Consider the following 4,456-nt stretch of genomic DNA (forward strand, 5'->3'; position numbering starts at 1 on the left):
GTTTGTCAAGAGCGATTGCGGCGCATCTCCATCCAGTAAATAGGAGAGAAACTAACCCTTTAGGTAGTTTTCATAAATCTTTTGACACTACCATCATTTGATAGAAAAGTAAGAATACTTGCTATATTCATAGTAAAGGGAATCGCCTGCAGGAGTAAATTGGGGTAATGAAACGGGGACATTCCTCCTAATTTGAAACATAAATATACTCTTTTCATATTAAAAATAGGGTGTTATTACCTTGATAACTTATTAAAGGAGATTAACCTTTATAAGAATGAAGGATTTTTACCCCAAATTTGGAATGAGAGAGTTGAGGTAATAAGAGGTTTATGGTTAGGTTTTTCCTGCCATTGCCTTGGTTTGGGGCGTCATGATGGCTCCATGAAGACCTTTTTTCGGTCATGACCTCGGTTTGGGGCGTTATGATGGCTCCATGAAGACCTTTTTTCNATGATGGCTCCATGAAGACCTTTTTTCGGTCATGACCTCGGTTTGGGGCGTTATGATGGCTCCATGAAGACCTTTTTTCTGCCATAACCTTGGTTTAGGGCGTCATGACGGCTCCATGAAGACCTTTTTTCTGTCATGACCTCGGTTTGGGGCGTCATGACGGCTCCATGAAGACCTCTTTTCTGCCATGACCTCGGTTTGGGGCGTCATGACGGTTCCATGACGACCTTTTTTCTGTCATGACCTCGGTTTGGGGCGTTATGATGGCTCCATGAAGACCTTTTTTACAACTCAGCTTTTATTTTCGTCCTCGTAAAAAGATCCATAACCAAAAAGATAAAAGGACACCCTATAACCGAAGTGCCCTTCCATCCAATTATTCTATTATTTAGACGTTACACTTCCCTGAAATACCCGATTCAAAGCATCTGCAGCCTGCTCAATGGATTTTCTGCCCTGCTCCAGAGCACCTGGCATCCAGAAGAAGCCATGGATCATGCCGTCATATCGTTTCGCTTCGACTGGCACCCCTGCTTCTTTTAGGCGTTCTGCATAGGCTTCGCCCTCATCGCGGAGCGGATCAAATTCACCAGTGAGAACCAATGCTGGCGGAAGTCCGCTTAGATCTTTGGCTCGAAGCGGAGAAGCATAGGGATTCTTCCCATCCTCTTCATTCCGTAAATAATGATTCCAAAACCATTCCATACTGTCTTTCGTTAGCAGATATCCGTCTGCATTTTCAGTGTAAGACTCTGTTGCATAAGAATAATTGGTTACTGGATAGATCAGCATCTGATAGGCAAGTGAAATTTCGCCTTTATCCTTTGCCATCAAGGAAACGACAGCTGCAAGGTTTCCGCCGGCACTGTCGCCGCCCACTGCAATCCGATTCAGATCTACATTAATAGATGATGCATTTTCTGCCACCCACTTGGCAGCAGCATAAGAATCATCCGCAGCTGCCGGAAATTTATGCTCAGGAGCCAATCTGTAGTCCACAGAAACAACCACGCAATTAGCAAGATTTGTTAAGAGCCGGCACGGAACGTCTACTGTTTCCAGATCGCCGATGACCCAGCCGCCGCCATGATAGTAAACGAGCGCGGGAAAAGGGCCTTCACCTTTTGGCGTATAAATACGGACAGGGATTTCTCCGCCTGGCCCTGGAATTTTACTGTTTTCAACCTTTCCAACTTCCTCAGGCTCTCCTGCCAATGCACGAAAATCTGTTGTCTGCCTTGCTTCCTCCGGTGATAGCTGGCTCATAGGCGGCGCTCCCATTGCCCCCATTTGTTCCAATAAAAATTTTGCCTGCGGATCTAATGCCATACTCCATTTCCTCCTTAAAATATATTAATAGATATGGGCAGTTACAGACTTGCCCTATCATGGTTCACTTAGTTCACAGCCGTTTTCTCAGAGGCTGTCAGTGTAAAACCTTCATAGCCTTTTTCAGCGACTTCATCACAGATTTTGCGGTATGTTCCGACTCCGCCTAGATAGATTTGGAAACCGCGTGCTTTTCCTTCGATGTTTGCACCCATGTACCAGGAATCTGTCTTTGTAAATAACGTTTGGTCAGCAATTTCACGGCAATGCTTGCTCCAGGTATTTTCCGCTTCTTCATTCACCTCGATGACAGCCTGGTTATGGTCGCGCATATAGTTAATGCAGTCTGATACCCATTCCACATGCTGTTCAATGGACACCATCATATTGCTTAGTACAGATGGACTTTCAGGACCAGTCAGCATGAACATATTTGGGAAGCCTGCTGTACCAAGGCCCAGATAGGTTCGGGTCTGTGAGCCGCCTGCCCATTTTTCTTTCAGGGAGACACCTTCTTTTCCGCGGATGTCCATTTTGAATAATGGGCCTGTCATAGCATCAAAGCCTGTGGCAAATACAATCATGTCTAGCTCATACTCAGAATCTTCGGTCTTTACACCAGAAGCGGTTATCTCCCGAATCGGTGCTTTTTTTACATCCACAAGTGTTACATTATCCCGGTTGTAGGTCTCGAAATAATCTGTATCAATAATCGTACGTTTCGTGCCGTAATAGAATTTCGGCAGCAGTTTTTCCGCCACCTCCGGGTTTTTGACCGTTTCCCGGATTTTTGAGCGAATAAATTCTGCCACAATTTCATTTGCTTCTGGAGTTACGGACAAGTCATTATATGTGTAGGAAAGTTTTAGTAGCCCGCCTTTTTTCCAGGCTTCTTCAAAAACTTTTTGCCGTAGTTCAGGAGATTCGTCAAACACTGAGATATTTCTAGGCTCCTCCGGAATTCCAGTTAGGGAGTGGCGCATTTTTTCCCTGATTTCACTGTAATTTTTACGAATAACATTTAGATATTCAGGATCGTTCGGTACATTTCTGGCTGGGCTGCTATACTGCGGGGTCCGCTGGAATACAGTAAGGTGTTTTGCTTCTTTTGCAATAACCGGGATTGCCTGAATACCGCTGGAGCCTGTTCCAATTATTCCGACACGCTTGCCCTCGAATTGAACTTTTTCATGCGGCCAGTGGCCGGTATGATGCCATTCACCCTTATAGTTTTCGAGCCCTTTAAATTTGGGTACATTAGACGCTGACAAGCATCCTACGGCTGTAATAAAATATTTAGCAGAAACTGTTTCACCGTTATTTAACTGGACATTCCAGCAATTCTTTTTTTCTTCAAATTGAGCTGTTTGTACCCTTGTATTGAACTGCACGTCACGGCGCAAATCAAACTTATCTGCTACAAAGTTTATATAGCGTAAAATCTCCGGCTGTTCCGCGTATTTGGCCGACCAGCTCCATTCCTTCAAGAGTTCCTCGGAAAAAGTGTAGTTATAGTAGATGCTTTCAACATCACAGCGTGCACCAGGATATCGATTCCAATACCATGTTCCGCCTACATTATCGCCTGCCTCAAAAACACGAGTGGAAAAACCAGCCTCCCTCAGACGGTAAAGCATATATAAGCCTGAAAAACCTGCCCCTACGACAACAGCATCAAAATCTGTGAGAGAGTTCGATTTTTTAACTGATGACATTCTAACCCCTCCTTCTTATTATTTAGAGCTAACTTTTCGGACAATCAGATTACTGCACCACATTGTAAACGGTTACATTTTTTCTTATTAAAAATGCGCCCGGGACTTTACACGAACCAGCCCACCTTCCTGTTTAATTTAAGAGTTTTGCTCTATTTAAAGCTTAATATTTTTTGTATAATTTGAATATTCGTAATTTTCTATGTATAATATCCCTATAAAGAAGGTGATAAAATGATAATGGATTCTACCTTTTTAGATCATATCCAAATATTAGAAGAGGTGGACAGTCATGAAGAAAAGCTTTATAAGATTCTTGAATTATATATGGGCACCTTCCCCGTGAAAAATGCCTATTTATTCAGATTTTCCCCTTTGGGATTCATTGGTGAAGGAATCATTGCCATTACATCGATTGGATTATTGCATATCCGGGATATCAGGGACGATATCCGTTCGCTTCCGCTTATCTACTCTGCTCTCTATGAAAGAAAAGCCAAATATTGTTCTGGGATTGAATACCTCAAGCAAATAAACATCAAATACATAACCACATCCAATGTAGACTCTTTCCTCGCTGTCCCCATCTGCTTCGGCGCTGTTCCGATCGGCTATATTTGCACTAATGAGTTTAAAAAGAAAACCGGCATTACTGTGGTCAAGCCCCCATATAGTATAGATATTAAAAAACCGGAGCTGTATCCTCATGGAAATGGCTCCCTTTTTTTGATATTTTAGTTATTTCATTCTTTTTATTTACTTGACATNGAGCCTCGTCACGCATGATTTCCACGCTAGAAAGCCAAGTTTGTAACACAACTAGCTCCCCAATAAGGTATCATGCGTTGCTCCATATCAAGTAGTGCACTTAAAATATTTTGTGTGTTCCTTTTTGGGGACCCATTTCCTTATGCTATAAGGTGCTGGCGGCGATAATTTACTGGAGACTGTCGATTTAA

General features: G+C 42.9%; 3 protein-coding genes. 1 reads left to right on the forward strand and 2 read right to left on the reverse strand.

The window, feature by feature from the left end; translation table 11 throughout:
• Positions 1-837: 837 nt before the first annotated feature.
• Together L634_RS0128235 and L634_RS0128240 are read right to left on the reverse strand one after the other, a co-directional pair.
• Positions 838-1,782 (reverse strand): alpha/beta hydrolase, encoded by a 945-nt coding sequence (locus tag L634_RS0128235; RefSeq protein WP_026585272.1) that lies wholly within the window; start codon positions 1,780-1,782, stop codon positions 838-840.
• Positions 1,783-1,850: 68 nt separating this feature from the next.
• Positions 1,851-3,497, reverse strand: coding sequence for a flavin-containing monooxygenase (locus L634_RS0128240; RefSeq protein WP_026585273.1), 1,647 nt, complete (start codon positions 3,495-3,497; stop codon positions 1,851-1,853).
• A 234-nt stretch (positions 3,498-3,731) separates the two neighbouring features.
• On the opposite strand from L634_RS0128240, the gene L634_RS32000 reads away from it, so the two are divergent.
• Complete coding sequence (locus L634_RS32000; RefSeq protein ID WP_198029843.1) at positions 3,732-4,235, forward strand: hypothetical protein; 504 nt, start codon at positions 3,732-3,734, stop codon at positions 4,233-4,235.
• Positions 4,236-4,456 lie beyond the last annotated feature (221 nt).

Source organism: Bacillus sp. J33 (assembly GCF_000518885.1).
In the GTDB taxonomy this organism is placed as follows: Bacteria; Bacillota; Bacilli; order Bacillales; family Cytobacillaceae; genus Cytobacillus.

What these genes read in the sequence shown, in the direction of transcription:
- L634_RS0128235 (WP_026585272.1), bottom strand. Translation starts at nt 1,782, where the DNA reads ATGGCATTAGATCCGCAGGCAAAATTTTTATTGGAACAAATGGGGGCA.
- L634_RS0128240 (WP_026585273.1), bottom strand. Translation starts at nt 3,497, where the DNA reads ATGTCATCAGTTAAAAAATCGAACTCTCTCACAGATTTTGATGCTGTT.
- L634_RS32000 (WP_198029843.1), top strand. Translation starts at nt 3,732, where the DNA reads ATGATAATGGATTCTACCTTTTTAGATCATATCCAAATATTAGAAGAG.